The organism is Nocardioides sp. (assembly GCF_035481145.1).
GTDB lineage: Bacteria > Actinomycetota > Actinomycetes > Propionibacteriales > Nocardioidaceae > Nocardioides.
In genome coordinates this window covers 16,261-32,089 of the sequence record NZ_DATIHB010000042.1, presented here as the reverse complement: position 1 = coordinate 32,089, position 15,829 = coordinate 16,261, and the positions used below count along the sequence as shown (strand labels likewise).

Below are 15,829 nucleotides of genomic sequence, written 5' to 3'. Positions count from 1 at the left end.
GCGGACCGTGGCTCGGAGCGCCCTCCCGCGCCCGTAGAATCTGGCGCGTGACTGAGAGCCGCACCTCCGCCCTGGACACCGTCGCTGTCGCCAGCACCGACCCCGAGCGGGAGCAGCCCTGGGCTGACCTCGGCCTCAAGGAGGACGAGTACGCCCGCATCCGCGAGATCCTCGGCCGCCGCCCCACGGGCGCGGAGCTGGCGATGTACTCCGTGATGTGGTCCGAGCACTGCTCGTACAAGTCCTCCAAGGTCCACCTCAAGCAGTTCGGCGAGCTCGCCCAGGAGACCCCGCGCGGCCCGATGCTCGCCGGCATCGGCGAGAACGCCGGCGTCCTCGACATCGGCCAGGGCTACGCGGTCAGCTTCAAGGTCGAGTCGCACAACCACCCGTCGTACGTCGAGCCCTACCAGGGCGCCGCGACCGGCATCGGCGGCATCGTCCGTGACATCATCGCGATGGGCGCCCGCCCGATCGCGGTCATGGATCCGCTTCGCTTCGGCCCGCTCGATGCTCCCGACACCCACCGCGTCCTGCCCGGCATCGTGGCCGGCGTCGGGGGCTACGGCAACTGCCTCGGCCTGCCGAACATCGGCGGCGAGGCGGTCTTCGACGCGACCTACTACGGCAACCCGCTCGTCAACGCGCTCGCGGTCGGCGTCCTGCGCCACGAGGACCTCCACCTCGCCAACGCGACCGGCACCGGCAACCTCGTCGTGCTGTACGGCGCCCGCACCGGTGGCGACGGCATCGGCGGCGTCTCCGTGCTCGCCAGCGAGACCTTCGACGCCGACGGGCCGGCCAAGCGCCCCGCCGTCCAGGTCGGCGACCCGTTCATGGAGAAGCTCCTCATCGAGTGCACCCTCGAGCTCTACGGCGCCCACGTCGTCGCCGGCATCCAGGACCTCGGCGGTGCGGGCCTCTCCTGCGCCACCTCCGAGCTGGCCTCCGCCGGCGACGGCGGCATGCACGTCCACCTCGACAAGGTTCCCCTTCGTGACTCGACGCTCTCGCCCGAGGAGATCCTCATGAGCGAGTCGCAGGAGCGCATGATGGCGGTCGTCGAGCCGAAGAACATCGACGCCTTCCTCGCCATCTGCGCCAAGTGGGACGTCGAGGCCGCGGTCATCGGCGAGGTCACCGACACCGGCCGCCTGGTCATCGACTGGCACGGCCAGACCGTCGTCGACGTCCCGCCGGGCACGGTCGCCCACGAGGGCCCCGTCTACCAGCGCCCCTTCGCGCGACCGGACTGGCAGGACGAGCTTCAGGCCGACGGCGCCGAGAAGCTTCCCCGCCCGTCGACGGGTGACGAGCTGCGCGCGACGGTGATCCAGCTGGCCGCCTCCCCGAACCTCTGCGACAAGTCCTGGATCACCGACCAGTACGACCGCTACGTCCGCGGCAACACCGTCCTCTCGCAGCCGTCCGACTCGGGCATGATCCGGATCGACGAGGAGACCAACCTCGGCGTCTCGATCTCCACCGACTGCAACGGCCGCTTCGCCAAGCTCGACCCGTACGCCGGTGCGCAGCTGGCGCTCGTCGAGTCCTACCGCAACGTCGCCACGGGTGGCGCGGAGCCGCTCGCGGTCTCCGACTGTCTCAACTTCGGATCGCCGGAGGACTCGGCGGTGATGTGGCAGTTCGCCCAGGCCTGCACCGGCCTCAAGGACGCCTGCAAGGAGCTCGGCACCCCGGTCACCGGCGGCAACGTCTCGCTCTACAACCAGACCGGCGAGACCGCGATCCTGCCGACCCCCGTGGTCGCCGTCCTCGGCGTCATCGACGACGTCACGCGCCGTACGCCGAGTGCGTTCGAGGCCGCAGGCCAGTCCGTCTACCTGCTCGGTGAGACCCGCGAGGAGCTCTCCGGCTCGGAGTGGGCCCACGTCGTCCACGGCCACCTCGGCGGTCTGCCGCCGAAGGTCGACTTCGCCGCCGAGAAGGCGCTCGCCGTCCTCCTCCGCGAGGGAGTCGGGCTGCTGACCACCGCCCACGACCTCTCCGACGGCGGCCTCGCGCAGGCGCTCGTCGAGTCGTCGATCAAGAACGGCATCGGCGCCACCGTGACGCTCGAAGGCGACCCGTTCCTCGCGCTCTTCGCGGAGTCGACCGCCCGTGTGCTGGTCGCCGTGCCTGCCGACCGTGCCGCTGAGCTCGAGGCGCTGGCCGCCAAGCACAGCGTCCCGGCTGCGGCGCTCGGCACCACCGGCGGCGACGCGATCGTCGTCGAGGGCCAGTTCGAGCTGCCGATCGCCGAGGTCCGCGAGGCCTGGAGCGCGACGCTCCCGGCCGCGATGGCCTGATCCCCGTCCGCTCGCTGCAAAGCGGGGCTACTTGCACTACCGCGCCCTCATGGGGGCGCGGTAGTGCCATCGAGGGCGCGGAAGTGGCGGGGACACCACCGGCATCCGCCAGCACACACGGAGCCGCCGCCCCTCCGGAATCGGGGTACCGGAGGAGCGGCGGGGTCTGGGGTCCGCGAGGGTGTCGGGACCGGGGAGACATCCCCTAGCTGAGCAGCCCGTCGTGGTCGTGGTCGTCGTGCAGGCCGCCACCCTCGGGGGTGCCGGTGCCGCTCGGCTCACCATCGGGCGTCGCCGGTCCGACCGGGTGGCCCTTGGTGCTGCCGTTGACCGACTTCGTGCTCATGGCGTAGCTCAGGATGGCGTGCGCGATCGCGTCGGAGTTGGCGTCGATGGCGTCGACGCTGACGTTGGCGATCGTGTCACAGGCCTGGTGGTAGCACGGGTCGTAGGCCTCGCCCGCGGTGCCGCCGAAGAGGGCAGCCTCCTCGGCGGTCTTGATGCCCTCGGCGCCGGTGAAGAGCCCGCCGGCCGGGATGCCGACCGCGATGAACGGCCCGTAGTCACTGCGCCCGCTGAACGGCGTCTCCGCCGACGGCGTGTTCACCGAGGCGAAGTAGTCGTGGAAGAGGTCCTCGATTGCGCCGGAGCCGGCCGGGCCCTCGGCTGCGCTCGGGCCGACCGGGAACTTCGAGTTGTCACCGTCGTAGACGAAGAGCGCGTAGTTCGGCGAGCCGACCATGTCGAAGTTGAGGTAGAGCGCGATGTCGCCGAGCTTCTCGGGGTCGTTGGCCTCGAGGTCCGCGACGTAGTGCTCCGAGCCGAGGAGGCCGAGCTCCTCCGCGCCCCACCACGCGAAGCGGACCTTGTTGACGGGCTTCACCTTCGCCATCGCTTCGGCGACCTCGAGGATCGCGGCCGAGCCGCTGCCGTTGTCGTTGACGCCCGGGCCGGGCACCACGCTGTCGAGGTGTGCGCCCGTCATGACGACGTTCTCGGCGTCGCCGCCCTTCGTCTCCGCGAAGACGTTCCACGTCGTGCGCATCTCCGACTCCGTCGAGGCCGCGACGTGGGCCTGGGCACCGTCGACGGCGAGCGCCTGGCCGATCGCGAAGCTGGTGCCGATCGCCGGCACGGTGCCGACGGGTGCGCCGAGCGTGCCGGCGAAGGCGTCGGTGCGGCCCTCGGTGCCCTGGTTCATGACGATGACCGCGCTCGCGCCGGCCTCCTGGGCGTTGACGACCTTCTCGCCGAAGCTGCAGGTGCCGCGGCGGATGAGGGCGATGTTGCCTGCCGTGAAGCCCGCGAAGTCCGCGTCCTCGCAGCCGCTGGTCGACACGGCGAGGTTGTCGAGGGCCAGGTCGACGCCCTGCACCGCGGCCGTCACGTCACCCGAGCCGGAGTAGGTCATCGTCGCGTAGTCGGTGCCCTCGGCGTACGACGTGGGGGTCGGTGCGACCTGCTCGAAGGTGGCCGGCGCCAGCTGTCGGTAGAAGGGGAACTCGAACGCCTGGACCTCCGGGGTGTAGCCCGCGGCCCGGAGCTTCGACACGACGTAGTCGCGCGAGGCCGCGTAGCCGGGCGTGCCCGAGGCGCGGGTCCCGCCGTTGGCGGTGCCGATGGCGTCGAGAGCCTCGAGGTGCTCCATGACGCCCGCGGGGGTGACCGCGGCGCGGAGGGACTTGGAGGTCGTGTTGGTGCGGTCGTCGGGGCCCGCCCACGCGGTGGCGGGGAGGGCTGCGGCGGCGAGGAGGGCGAGACCGGTCGCACAGGCAGCTGTGCGCCCGCGACCTCCCGCCCGGGAGTTGGTGTGGGTCACCACGGATAGGCCTTTCGCGAGAGGGCCTGCCCGATGCCGGCCCTCTCGGCACCCTGTGTGACCCGGGTCACGATCCGGTGACGGCGGGGTCACGTTTGTAGGCTGCCGGGATGCAGGGCGATCTGGTGGTGAGTCGTGGCTTCATCGTGCCCGCCGCCGATCTCGCCGAGCGGTTCTCGCGGTCGTCGGGGCCGGGCGGGCAGGGCGTCAACACCACCGACAGCCGCGTGGAGCTCTCGTACGACGTGGCTCGCGCGGCCTCGGTCCCGGCCCACCTGCGGGAGCGTCTGGTGAGCGTGCTCGCAGGGCGACTCGTCGACGGCGTGCTCACGATCGCGGCGAGCGAGCACCGCACCCAGCTCGCCAACCGCAAGGCGGCCCGCGAGCGCCTCGCCCAGCTGCTCCGGGAGGCCGCAGCGCCGCCCGCACCGAAGCGACGGCCCACGAAGCCGACGCGTGGCTCGCAGGAACGCCGGCTCGCCGGCAAGAAGCAGCGCTCCCAGATCAAGCGGGGTCGTAGCGGCAGCTTCGACTGACGACGTGCAGGCGGAGGGGTGCCGGCGGACGGGTGCTGGGAGACTGGTTCCATGCCTCCCCGTCAGCGCCCGGTCGACCCTGCGGCCGTCGCCGCGGCCTGGCAGGCGCGGCGCGACGGCACCGCGCAGCGCGCCGAGGTCAAGCTGCTCGTCAAGGAGACCCTCAGCCTCCTCGAGCGCCGCGCGCCGGGCCACTCCGTCGAGGTCCGCGTCCCGCCGTACGGCGCGGTGCAGGCCGTCGAAGGCGGCCGCCACACGCGCGGCACCCCCCGTGCGGTCGTGGAGACCGATGCCGCGACCTGGCTGGCGATCGCCGCTGGGGAGCTCTCCTGGCACGAGGCGCTCGACTCGGGCGCGCTGCGGGCCAGTGGTGAGCGGACCGACCTGACGGCGTACCTCCCGCTCGTCGCTCCCGCTGGCCCCTCGACTGCCGGGTAGTTCGCCCCATCGGTTGGCGTTGACACGCACCCGCCCGGCCGGACATCATCGCGGCGGCCGTTGGCCGCAGTGGTCTGGTCCACGTGCGGGGCCATGGGGGAAGGTGTCTGCGTGGAGATCTGGGAGGTCGACGACGACGGCAAGGCGTCCGTCGAGGGACTCTTCGAGGACGGTACGCCGGACCCGGCCTACGCCGCCGCCCTCGGACTCGTCTCCGCGCCTCTGGGTCGCCGCGCTGCGGCGTACGCGGTGGAGTACGCCATCTACGCCGTGGTGCAGCTGCCGCTGCTCATCTTCATGCTGCCGCTTCTCCTGAAGCTCCTGACGGGGCGGATCAGCGTCTACGGCTTCGTCAACCACCCGTCGTTCACCCTCGCGGCGATCATGGCCGGCGTCACGATCGGCCTCACGGTGGCCGGCGGCCTTGCCCAGCTCGTGCTCCATGGCGGCAGGGGAGTGACGCTCGGCAAGGCCGTCTTCGGCATCCGGTCGGTCAACGTGCGCACCCTCGAGAAGCCGGGCTTCTTCCGGATCGTGCTGCGCCTGCTGGTCGTCCTCGGAGCCTCGATCATCCCGTTCGGTGCGGTGGTGGTGCTGCTCTCACCGCTCTTCGACAAGACAGGTCGGGGCCGCGGCTGGCATGACCGCATCGGCGAGACCTGGCTGGTCGACATCCGCGCGGGCCTCGACCCGTACGACGAGAAGCGTATGCGCGTCGCCCGCAAGACCGTTGCCGCGCAGCCGCGCGCTGAACGGGCCGCGCTCCCGTCGCTGACCAGCGCGCCCGGCCCCGCCGATGGCTTCCGTCCGGGCCAGCGTCTGAGCGCGGGCGTGATCGGTCGCTCCGACAGCCGTGCCAGCGATGCTCCCGCCCCCGCCGGCGGCAGGCTCGCGACCGGCGCCGCGGTTCCGCGCGCGACGCCCGCACCGGCCCCGTTGCCTCCGGCGGCCGCACCGGCCCCCGTTCCTGCGCCGCCTGCTGCCCCGCCCGCTGCCGCACCTGCCGCACCTGCGGCACCTGTGGCCCCACCCGCGGCCCCACCCGCGGCCCCGGTGCCTGCTCCTGCTCCCGCTCCGCAGACGAGCGCGACGAAGGTCGACGCGGCCGCAGCGGCGTACTCCCTCGTGCTCGACGACGGCACCGAGATCGCGATCGACGGACCGGTGGTCCTCGGTCGCAACCCGAAGCCCCCCGCGGGCACGGATGCGCGATCGGTGTCCCTCTCCGATGAGCAGCTCTCGCGCACGCACCTGCTGGTCTGCCCGCTCGACGACGGTCTCGAGCTCACCGACTGCGGCTCCAGCAACGGCACCACCGTCACGCATGCAGGGGTCGAGCGGCGCCTCACGGCACAGCAGGTCACCCGCGCGGGCGCAGGCGACTCCATCGGCATCGGCCAGCGCACGGCGACGGTCAGGCGATCCTGACGCCATCGCGGCTCGGGACGAAAAGGACACAGGATGAAGCTCAAGCTCACGCTGCAACGACCGCAGGCAGAGGCCGTGGACGTCACGATCACGGTCGACTCGACGGCTACCGCGCACGACGTCGCCCGACACCTCGTCGACGTCGATCCCGGTCTGGGGCTGCAGGCCGGACCGGACGACCTCCTGACCCTCGCCGTTGCGGCCCCGGACACCGCCCGGCTGATCCCGCTCGAGTCGGGGATCCCGATGGGCGAGGCGCCGATCGGCTCGGGCTTCATGGCCCAGGTGGTCAATCTCGGACCGGCCTCGGCCCAGGGCCGACGTCGCGGCGGCGACGCAATCGCCGTGCTGCGGGTCCTCGAAGGTCCCTCGCGGGGTCAGGAGTTCCCGCTGCGTGCAGGGCTCTCCTCGATCGGTCGTGCTGACGACAACGACATCGTGCTCAGCGACCCCATGGTCTCCAAGCGCCATGCCCGCCTGGATGTCGGCTCCGTCATCGAGCTCGTGGACCTCAACTCGGCCAACGGCGTCCTCGTCGACGGGGTCCCCGTGCAGCGCTGGCAGGTGGTCTCGGGGGCGCCGTTCGTCATCGGAGACACCACCCTCGTCGCCGAGCGCACCACGCCCGACTTCGCCACCCCCGACGCGATCCTGGAGCGCGGCGGTGGCCTGCTCTTCAACCGCAGCCCGCGGGTGGAGGAGCGCTACCCCGGCACCGTGCTCAAGATGCCCAACCTTCCGAAGGAGAGCTTCAAGAAGCTCTTCCCCTGGATGATGCTGATCGCGCCGCTGCTCATGTCGGCGGCGATGTACCTCATGACCGGTCGCCCGCGCACCTTGATGATGCTCGGAATGACGCCGCTGATGATGATGATGAACCACCTCAATCAGCGCCGGATGATGGGCGGCCAGGAGGAGCACCAGCTGCGACTCTTCGAGCGCCAGTACGAAGAGCTGGAGGAGAAGCTCTTCTACGCCAAGCCTGAGGAGGAGCTCGCCCGCAACCGCGAGGTGCCACCTGTCGCCGAGGTCTTCGAGCAGTCGATGAAGCTCGGCCCGATGCTCTGGACCCGCCGGCCCGAGCACTGGAACTTCCTCGCCGTTCGCCTCGGCGTCGGTCGCCTTCCGGCACGCAACGCGATCTTCGATGGTCCCGAGGCCCCCGACGGCCTCCCCGAGTACGTCGAGCGCGTCGACAAGCTCCGTGAGCGGTACCGGTACGTCGACGACGTACCGCTGGTGGAGACGCTCGAGAGCGCAGGGTCGATCGGCGTTGCCGGGCCGCGTGGCGCGGCAGCCGACGCGATGCGGGGCCTCGCCGTCCAGATCTTCGGCCTCCACGCGCCGAATGACGTCGTCGCTGTCGCCTTCACAGGTGCGGGCTGGCGCACGGAGCTCGAGTGGCTCAAGTGGCTGCCGCACACGACGAGCGAGACCAGCCCGTTCCGTGAGCAGCCGCTGTCCGACTCGGCCCCCACCGCCGCCGCGCTCCTGGGTGCCCTGGAGGCCCACGTCGCGCGTGTCGGGAAGCCCGCCGAGCCCCGTGGGCCCCATCGGGACGACTGGAATCCCAACATGTACGGCGCAGACGTCAACCGTGCGGTCGGCGAGGACAAGAGCCAGCCGCCGGTCTCGGTCGTCGTCTTCGTCACCGAGGACGCCCCCGTGGACCGCGCGCGGCTGGTGTCGTTGCTCGAGCGGGGTCCCGACTGCGGTGTCCACGCGGTGTTCGTCGGCTCGACGGTCGAGGCGCTCCCGGCGTCGTGCCGCACGTTCGTCGACGTCAGCGAAGGCCTCGACAAGGCGGAGGTGGGCCTCGTCCGCAGTGGCGAGCGCCACGTCGACACGGCTCTGGAGGGCGTCTCCAACGACTACATGCTCCTGCTCGCCCGGCACCTCGCGCCGGTCGTCGACGCGAGCGTGGTCGTCCACGACTCCTCGGACATTCCCAACTCGGTCGCGCTCCTGGCGCTCACCGGCCAGGAGATCGCCGAGGACCCTGCCGCGGTCGTCGAGCGCTGGCGGCAGAACAACACGCTCGTCGACCGGTCCAGTGCACCTCGTCCGCGCCTGAAGAAGGCTGGCAACCTGCGGGCGATCGTCGGCCAGGGCGTCAGCGACGCGATGTCGCTCGACCTCCGGAGCCAGGGTCCGCATGCCCTCGTGGGCGGCACGACCGGTGCCGGAAAGTCGGAGTTCCTGCAGGGGTGGGTGCTCGGCATGGCGTCGGCGCACAGTCCCGACCGCGTGACCTTCCTCTTCGTCGACTACAAGGGCGGTTCGGCCTTCGCGGACTGCGTCGAGCTGCCGCACTGCGTCGGCCTGGTCACCGACCTCAGCCCCCACCTCGTACGCCGCGCGCTCACCAGCCTGCGTGCCGAGCTGCACCACCGCGAGCACCTCTTCAACCGCAAGAAGGTCAAGGACCTGCTCGAGCTGGAGAAGCGCCAGGACCCCGAGACCCCGCCCGCACTCGTGCTCGTGATCGACGAGTTCGCCGCCCTGGCGGGTGAGGTGCCGGAGTTCGTCGACGGCGTCGTCGACATCGCCCAGCGCGGCCGGTCGCTCGGCATCCACCTGATCATGGCGACGCAACGTCCGGCTGGTGTCATCAAGGACAACCTCCGGGCCAACACCAACCTGCGGGTGGCGCTCCGGATGGCCGACGAGAACGACTCCGAGGATGTCGTCGGTGACCCGGTCGCGGCACGGTTCCCGGCCTCCATCCCGGGACGTGCGATCGCCAAGACCGGCCACAGCAGCCTGATCCCCTTCCAGTCGGCGTACGCCGGTGGCTGGACGGGTGATGTCGAGGACCCGGCCGAGATCGCCGTGTCGGACCTCCGGTTTGGCACCGCGCCGATCTGGGAGTCTCCGCATCTCGAGGAGTCTGACTTCCACGACGCCGACCTCGGTCCGAATGACCAGAGGCGGATCGTCGACAACCTGATCGCAGCCTCGCAGGTCGCGGGCTTGATGAGGCCGCGTCGCCCGTGGCTGGAGGACCTTCCCGAGGTCATCGACCTCGAGTCGCTTCCCAACGAGGGCGACGGGCAGATCCCGTTCGCGCTCGTCGACGTCCCGGAGAAGCAGAGCCAGGAGCCGGTGACGTTCGACCCGGACCGGGACGGGTCCATGGTCGTCTTCGGGACGTCGGGATCCGGCAAGTCCACGCTCCTGCGGACCCTGGCGGTCGCCGCGGGGTCACGGCCCGAACGAGGCAACGTCAACGTCTACTGCCTGGACTTCGCCTCGGGGGGCCTCTCGGTGCTGTCCCGGCTTCCGCACGTCGGCTCGATCGTCGACGGCGAGGACGTCGAGCGGATCACCCGTCTCCTGCTGACGCTCGACGCCGAGATGGACCGGCGCTCTGCAGCGTTCGGTGCCGTCAACGCCGGCGACCTGACGCAGTACCGGCTGCTTGCTGACGCGACGACGCCGCGCATCCTGCTCCTCGTCGACAACTTCGCTGAGTTCAAGAAGGACTGGGAGTACCAGGCGGTCCGCCAGCCGGCGTACCGCGCGTTCCTGAGGATCCTCTCCGAGGGCCGTCAGCTCGGCCTCCACGCCGTGCTGACGGCCGACCGCTCCAACGCGATCCCGACCGCGGTGGCCGCCAACATCCAGCGCCGTGTCATCCTGCGCCTCGCGGACCAGAACCAGTACATGATGATCGGCGTGCCGAAGGACATCCTCGACGACCAGGCAGCCGCGGGCCGTGCGATCGTCGACAAGCACGAGGCGCAGGTCGCCGTCATCGGTGGCACGGCCAACACCGCCGAGCAGGCCGGGGCACTCGATGCGCTCGCCGCCCGACTGCGGGCGGCCGGGGTGGACGACCTTCCGGAGATCGGGGCGCTGCCGACCAAGGCGCCGATCGCCTCGTTCCCGGCGACCGTGGACGGGATGCCGGCGATCGGCCTCGCGGACGACACGCTGGCACCGTGCGGCTTCGATCCGGTCGGCTGCTTCGTCGTCACGGGGCCACCGGCGTCCGGCAAGACCAACATGATGAAGGCGATGATCATCGCCGTCGAGCGGTTCGATCCCGACGTCCAGCTCTACCACTTCGGTGGGCGCCGGGCGGAGCTGAAGGACTTCCGCCCCTGGGTGAAGAGCGCAAGCCGCGAGGAGGAGGCCAAGGAGCTCGCCGAGGAGCTCGCCGCCCTGCTCGTCGACGACGGCAACTCCAAGCGGATCATGATCGTGATCGAGGAGGTCCCGCACCTCGGTGATGGTGCGGCGGAGCGGGCGTCGCGGCTGATGTTCAAGGCCGTGCGTGACAGTGACCACCTGCTGATCGGCGACGCTGACGTCAGTCGCGCGACAGGTGCGCTGGGCGTGCTCGGTGACTGGAAGCAGAGCCGCCAGGGCATCGTCCTCAAGCCCGACCAGTACGACGGCGACTCGATCTTCAAGACGTCGTTCGGGAAGATCAAGCGCGGTGATTCGCCTGTGGGGCGTGGCTTCTTCGTCCAGGGCGGCCGCGTGCGCATGGTCCAGACGCCTTTTGTGGACTGATGCCTGCATGACGCAAGGAGCGGGTAGTTCTACCCCTTGCTGGTCCAGAACACTTGTGAAAAGTTTCCTTCAGGTCCGGGGCTCGGGCCTCAAGGAAAGAAAGTCAACCAACCAGGACGGTCACCACGACCTCCTGACAGAACGGGGAGTTACCTCATGAGCCTTGAGCTGAACTACGACGACATCGACGACGCCGCCGCGAAGCTGACCGACGGTCAGGGCGCGATCGTCGACCTGCTGAACGAGCTGAAGAGCCTCGTCGCCGACCTGACCGCGTCGGGCTTCAACACGGAGAAGGCTTCGCCGCAGTTCGACGAGGACTACGCCACGCTGACGGACGAGCTGACCCAGGCCTCCGACGCCATCGGCCAGATGTCGCAGCGGCTGACCGAGATCCGCAACGGCTTCGAGGAGTTCGACACTCAGTCCGCGGGTGGCTGAGTCCTGACCTGCCGACAGGGGGCCGCGTGGCACTCGCCCGCGGCCCCATGTCGACCCTCGTAGCAACAGCACCGAAAACGCGGAGAACTCGATGTCGAACAACGAGAGCTACTGGTACGACGTGGCGAACGCCCAGGTGGTCAGGGCCACGGAGCGGCAGGACGCCTGGCTGGGTCCCTTCGGGACGGCCGACGAGGCGGAGGAGGCTCCGCAGACCTTCATCGCCCATGCTCGGGCCTTCCTGGACAGCGAAGAGGGCAGGCGCTACCTGGACCTGGCCAAGGAAGAGCACCCGGACATCGACACGTCCTGGCTCTGAGCCGAGGGGCGGAAAACCAAAGGGGGAAGACCATGGCGTCGTGGCCGACGATCATGCTGCCGGACAATCTGATCTGGATTCTGGACAAGCTCGGCCTGGAGTGGCCGGACATCAACGAGGGCGAGGTCTGGCAGGCGGCGGAGTACATCCGCCAGTTCCGCGATGACCTCGAGGGCCTCATCCAGAACGCCGACCAGAAGGTCGGCGTCGACCTCGCGGCCGGCGTTCGCAGCCGGGGTGGCGAGGCCTACATCACCGCCTGGAACACCAACCGGTCCCAGAACATGCAGCGGTTCCTGGACTCCCTCGATCCCGTCGCAACGGGCGTCAACGGCGCGGCGGTCGCCGTCGCTGGCCTCAAGGGCAAGTTCCTCGCCGAGATCGCGTTCACCGTGGCCACGATCGTGCCGCTCCTCCTGCTCGGTCCCCTGGGTGCCGGAGCGGCAGCGGCGAAGATGGTCGCGCAGAAGATCGCGATGGGGATCATCATGGACCTCGCCATCTCTGGCCTCATCGAGGTCGTCGACGGGCCCGTGATCAGGTTCCTCGAGGACGAGATCCCGGGTCTGATCCAGCTCATCCTCGACGCCCCCCTCGTCGAGGACACCATGGCCGATCTCGGCGGCGTCTACTTCGACATCCAGGCCATGGAGCAGGCTGAGGCCGACATGGACCAGCACGCGACCGACACCGAAACCATCATCACGGAGTTCCTTGCGAACATCGCGAACCTGCACTTCACGGAGTGACCCATGTCGAAACTCACGCAGCTCTTCAAGGACATCAAGTTCTCGGTCGACTTCGCCGGGACCCACATGAACATGGGGCTTCCCAGCAAGTTCAAGTCGCAGCAGGCCAAGCTTGCACTCAACCGCACGACCCTCAAGGACACCGACGCGGATCTGGGTCGCTTTGCGACGGCGCGCAAGAACTTCCGCGACAGCATCGAGAACAACCGCACCCGCGAGGGTCGGGACGGCAACCGGACCGGCACCGACGACTACGTGCAGATGGTGGACCTCATCATCCGGCGCGGAGGGCTCCTCGAGCACTACTCGCCGGTGGTGAACCCGAAGGACCTCGCCAAGCTGACGTCACTGCGCGAGGCGCTGCCCCTGTTTCGCAACGGGGACTTCTCGAAGGCGATGGAGCACATCAGTGACAACGAGGGGCTCAAGGCGCTGAACGGGCTGCTCTCCCTTGGGAACACCGCCGTCTCGACCGCGATGAGCGAGCTGTCGGCGACAGCGACGCAGGAGGTCGGCCCGGAGGTGCGCAACGCGGTGGTCGAGGAAGTCGTCGTCCAGCTCAACGCGGTGAGCGGCGAGGCGTTCGGCGAGCCGATCACCGCGGCAGACCTGAACACCTACATGGACAGCGTCACGGATGGGCTGGGTGAGCCGACCGACTTCACGCGGGACGGCTTCACCTCGGATCTCGTGCAGTGACGGAGCAGTCTTACTGGTTCGATGTCCGTCCGCTGGAGGGCGGACGAGCCGCGAGCATGGGCCGGCTCCGGCCAGGCGCCAGGTCCCAGTCGATCGAGCGCTTCGCCGTGGCCAACGGCCTTCAGTACGCCGGCACGTCGCGGCCCGGGGACGAGGAGCATCCGATCAGTGGCGCCGCCGTCTCGCGCTGGGTGACCACGTGTGAGGACGTCGTGCGCTGGGACGGCCCCCAGCGGGTCGAGTTCGGCAACTCCGGCAGGGCGATCAGCGTCAACCTGAAGCCGACCCGCTTCGGCTTCATCGCTGTCGAGCACGGCATCGAGCTGCCCGACTTCCGCCTGACGTCGCGCTCGTTGGGCACGATCAGTCCCGCGCGCGCGGTCTCGATCGGCCTGGGCGTCGGTGCGATGGTGCTGTCCGCGATCCCCGGCGGCGATGGCGACTTCGGGACTCCCATGGGCAAGGCCCCGGCCACGTCGCGATCGGACAAGCGACTCGATCGCTCGCGCGATCTCGGCTACGACGTCTGGCTCGCGCCCGAGGATGAAGAGCGGGTGGAGGCGTTCCTGCGCGGCTCGGGAGACTTCTGGAAGCTGCTCTCCGCCTCCTTCGACGTGCACGTCGCGGACGGCTGGCTGGTCCTCGAGAGCCTCCACGGCGACCTTGCGACGCTCCAGCCCGCAGACTGGGCCTGGGCGTTCTCGACCGCGTCGCGGGTGCTCGACCAGATCGGCGCGTGGTCCGGTGACGCCGCTGTGGTCTCCGCGGCCCGTCGCGCGACCTTCTACACCGAGCTGCAGGTGGGCCGCCCGTGAGGATCGCTGTCTGGCGTGGTGGGACGACCCTGCTCGCCGGCCTGGTCCTGAGCGCGTGCTCAGGGCCGGGCCTTCCGGCATCGGTTGCGAAGGACACGAAGGTCACCGTCGCCTGGTCCGGACCGCTCACGAGCACCAACACCGCCTCGATGCTCGGGCAGAGCCCCGGCAACCTCGACGTCGCTTCGATGACGCGCAGCCGCTTCGGGGCCGTGGTCAACGGCCGGTTCACCCCCGACACCTCGTTCGGTGCGGTGAAGATCGTCGACCAGAAGCCGTTCAGCGTCCGCTACGACCTCGCCGAGCCCGCCTGGTCGGACGGCGTACCCCTGGACGCGGCGGACCTGCTGCTGGCCTGGATCGCCGGCTCCGACCGCCGTTCCGGCTTCCAGCCGCTGCCGACCGGCCTGGCGCAGAGCGAGAGCCTGGTGGAGGTCGACGAGTTCGGACGGGCGATCACCGTCTCCTTCGCCCAGCCGGTCCGCGACTGGAGCTCAGCCCTCGCGCCGACGGTGCCTGCGCACGTCGTCGGCCGGCTGGCGTTCGGTGTCGAGGATCCGATGGAGGCCAAGCAGCGCGTCATCGAGGTCGTCCGTGACCGTGACAGCCAGGCGCTGATCGCGGTCGCGAAGGCCTGGAACGAAGCGTTCTCCCTCGAGGCCGGCAAGACTCCCGCCCGCGGACTCCTCCTCTCCAGCGGCCCGTACGTCGTCGACGAGGTCGGCACGGGCAAGGACGGTGGGCAGGTGGTCAGCCTCCTCGCCAACCCCGCGTACGTCGGCGCCCACGCGCCGAAGGTGGCCCGCATCGACCTGGTCCAGACGCCGGACGGCCGCAAGCTCGATGCGCTCGGCACGACGGCGGACGTCATCGAGGTTCCTCCCCATCAGAAGAACTGGGAGGCGATCCATGAGCTCGAGCGCCGCGACTACACCTCGACATCGACGAACGATGGCTCCCTCTGGATGCTGGCGCTGCGGGCGGACAGTGGCGTCTTCAAGCGGCACCCGGCGCGCGCCGCGTTCCTGCGCTCCGTGCCGCGCGAGCAGCTGGTCAAGGCGGGCGCAGGCCCGTGGGGCGGCGCCTTCGAGTCCTCCGACATGCTCCTCAGCGCGCCCGGTGGCGACGCCGCCGAGGTCATCAGGGAGGACGCGAAGTTCAAGGAGACGCTGGGGTCTGCCGAGGACCCGGCTGTCGAGCTGGCCAGTGCCGGCCTGTCGCGTGGCACGCCCGTATGTGTCGGCTACGACACCCGCGACGCCTTCGCGCAAGCGGCGTTCCGGGCGCTCGGTCCCGGCATGGCCGAAGCCGGGTGGGCGATCCGTGACTGCGGACGGTCTGGCTTCTCCCCGACCGCGAAGGGCACCTGGCAGGCGATGCTGGTGCGGGCGCAGGTGCCCTCGACCACGCTCGATCTCTCCCTGCTCTGGGGCGGGTCCCCGGCACTCAACCTGACCGGCCTCGCGAGCCCGGGCCGCGAGGGCATGATCGCTCGCCTGGACCGCACCACCGACATCTACGCCGTCCGCGAGCTGCTTGCGAAGATCGAGCGGTCGATCTTCGAGGACGCGATCGCCGTGCCCCTCGCGATGAATCCCGTCGTGGTCGTGAGCTCGCCGCACGTCACCGGGGTCGCGGCGCAGCCCGGTCCGGCTGCTGTCCTGACCGCGTCGGCGGCGGAGTGGAGCGTCGTACCCGGAAAGTAGTCGGGTCGTGACCTCCTCGGCGCAGGCTGGCGACAGCTCCGCCGCTAGC

Annotated in this window: 12 protein-coding genes; 11 read left to right on the top strand and 1 reads right to left on the bottom strand. The window is 70.1% G+C overall.

From position 1 onward, the window contains the following. The first annotated feature begins 47 nt into the window (after positions 1 to 47). The gene (gene purL / locus VLF38_RS03380) at positions 48 to 2,309 is read left to right on the top strand and encodes a phosphoribosylformylglycinamidine synthase subunit PurL (RefSeq protein WP_325269876.1); all 2,262 of its coding nucleotides are present in this window, start codon (positions 48 to 50) and stop codon (positions 2,307 to 2,309) included. 205 nt (positions 2,310 to 2,514) lie between these two features. On the opposite strand, the gene VLF38_RS03375 is transcribed toward purL, so the two are convergent. After that, positions 2,515 to 4,131, bottom strand: coding sequence for a M28 family metallopeptidase (locus VLF38_RS03375; RefSeq protein ID WP_325269875.1), 1,617 nt, complete (start codon positions 4,129 to 4,131; stop codon positions 2,515 to 2,517). A 107-nt stretch (positions 4,132 to 4,238) separates the two neighbouring features. On the opposite strand from VLF38_RS03375, the gene arfB reads away from it, so the two are divergent. The 10 genes from arfB to VLF38_RS03325 all read left to right on the top strand — a co-directional run bounded on the left by arfB (position 4,239) and on the right by VLF38_RS03325 (position 15,780). After that, positions 4,239 to 4,664: an alternative ribosome rescue aminoacyl-tRNA hydrolase ArfB gene (arfB, locus tag VLF38_RS03370; RefSeq protein ID WP_325269874.1), complete on the top strand. Its 426-nt coding sequence runs from the start codon at positions 4,239 to 4,241 to the stop codon at positions 4,662 to 4,664. Positions 4,665 to 4,715: 51 nt separating this feature from the next. Further along, a complete protein-coding gene (locus VLF38_RS03365) occupies positions 4,716 to 5,102 on the top strand; it encodes a sterol carrier family protein (protein WP_325269873.1) in 387 nt (128 codons plus the stop codon). A gap of 111 nt (positions 5,103 to 5,213) precedes the next feature. Then, positions 5,214 to 6,530, top strand: a complete 1,317-nt coding sequence (locus VLF38_RS03360) for an RDD family protein (RefSeq protein ID WP_325269872.1) — start codon at positions 5,214 to 5,216, stop codon at positions 6,528 to 6,530. A 33-nt stretch (positions 6,531 to 6,563) separates the two neighbouring features. After that, positions 6,564 to 11,051: an FtsK/SpoIIIE domain-containing protein gene (locus VLF38_RS03355; RefSeq protein ID WP_325269871.1), complete on the top strand. Its 4,488-nt coding sequence runs from the start codon at positions 6,564 to 6,566 to the stop codon at positions 11,049 to 11,051. A gap of 156 nt (positions 11,052 to 11,207) precedes the next feature. Then, a complete protein-coding gene (locus tag VLF38_RS03350; protein WP_325269870.1) occupies positions 11,208 to 11,492 on the top strand; it encodes a WXG100 family type VII secretion target in 285 nt (94 codons plus the stop codon). Positions 11,493 to 11,583: 91 nt separating this feature from the next. Next, the gene (locus VLF38_RS03345) at positions 11,584 to 11,811 is read left to right on the top strand and encodes a hypothetical protein (protein WP_325269869.1); all 228 of its coding nucleotides are present in this window, start codon (positions 11,584 to 11,586) and stop codon (positions 11,809 to 11,811) included. 32 nt (positions 11,812 to 11,843) lie between these two features. Further along, a complete protein-coding gene (locus VLF38_RS03340) occupies positions 11,844 to 12,560 on the top strand; it encodes a hypothetical protein (RefSeq protein WP_325269868.1) in 717 nt (238 codons plus the stop codon). Positions 12,561 to 12,563: 3 nt separating this feature from the next. Then, on the top strand, positions 12,564 to 13,259 hold the full coding sequence (locus tag VLF38_RS03335) for a hypothetical protein (protein ID WP_325269867.1): 696 nt from the start codon (positions 12,564 to 12,566) through the stop codon (positions 13,257 to 13,259). Then, positions 13,256 to 14,074: a hypothetical protein gene (locus VLF38_RS03330; RefSeq protein WP_325269866.1), complete on the top strand. Its 819-nt coding sequence runs from the start codon at positions 13,256 to 13,258 to the stop codon at positions 14,072 to 14,074. Before VLF38_RS03335 ends, VLF38_RS03330 begins: the two co-directional genes overlap by 4 nt. Further along, positions 14,071 to 15,780, top strand: coding sequence for an ABC transporter substrate-binding protein (locus VLF38_RS03325; RefSeq protein WP_325269865.1), 1,710 nt, complete (start codon positions 14,071 to 14,073; stop codon positions 15,778 to 15,780). Before VLF38_RS03330 ends, VLF38_RS03325 begins: the two co-directional genes overlap by 4 nt. The last annotated feature ends 49 nt before the right edge of the window (positions 15,781 to 15,829 follow it).

Excerpts from the sequence above, each read along its gene's own strand:
- arfB (WP_325269874.1), top strand. The coding sequence starts at position 4,239 with ATGCAGGGCGATCTGGTGGTGAGTCGTGGCTTCATCGTGCCCGCCGCC.
- VLF38_RS03365 (WP_325269873.1), top strand. The coding sequence starts at position 4,716 with ATGCCTCCCCGTCAGCGCCCGGTCGACCCTGCGGCCGTCGCCGCGGCC.
- VLF38_RS03355 (WP_325269871.1), top strand. The coding sequence starts at position 6,564 with ATGAAGCTCAAGCTCACGCTGCAACGACCGCAGGCAGAGGCCGTGGAC.
- VLF38_RS03350 (WP_325269870.1), top strand. The coding sequence starts at position 11,208 with ATGAGCCTTGAGCTGAACTACGACGACATCGACGACGCCGCCGCGAAG.
- VLF38_RS03345 (WP_325269869.1), top strand. The coding sequence starts at position 11,584 with ATGTCGAACAACGAGAGCTACTGGTACGACGTGGCGAACGCCCAGGTG.
- VLF38_RS03340 (WP_325269868.1), top strand. The coding sequence starts at position 11,844 with ATGGCGTCGTGGCCGACGATCATGCTGCCGGACAATCTGATCTGGATT.
- VLF38_RS03335 (WP_325269867.1), top strand. The coding sequence starts at position 12,564 with ATGTCGAAACTCACGCAGCTCTTCAAGGACATCAAGTTCTCGGTCGAC.